This is a genomic window from Seonamhaeicola marinus (assembly GCF_008085455.1).
In genome coordinates this window covers 1-317 of record NZ_VSDQ01000203.1, presented here as the reverse complement: position 1 = coordinate 317, position 317 = coordinate 1, and the positions used below count along the sequence as shown (strand labels likewise).

Genomic DNA, 317 nt, shown 5'->3' with positions numbered 1-317 from the left:
GGAATTCAACCGCAAATTTGCTATCTTTCGGCTACGGCGGAAAGAATCCTGCGGATTTTTCCGCAACGAAATCATAGCCGGAACCGTTAGCAAACAGTTGAGAAAAGAAATCCACATATTAATTTTTAGTCTGATTACGACTTTAGCACTTGGACAAACCGAAAAGGAATCTTTTTGGAAACCCTACATCGAATCTGACCGAATCGAAGTTGAACTAAAGCATTATGACAGTATAACATTTGAAAAGGCTTACCGAGTTTGGACTGACTATCAAGTTGTGGAATTAATTAAATTGAATGACTCGACTTATAACGGAG

The 317-nt window shown here is 38.5% G+C and carries 1 protein-coding gene; it reads left to right on the top strand.

Going from position 1 to position 317, the window contains the following annotated elements; genetic code table 11:
- Positions 1–97 precede the first annotated feature (97 nt).
- A partial coding sequence (locus tag FUA24_RS25395) for a hypothetical protein (RefSeq protein ID WP_222861305.1) occupies positions 98–317 on the top strand: 220 nt, incomplete at its 3' end.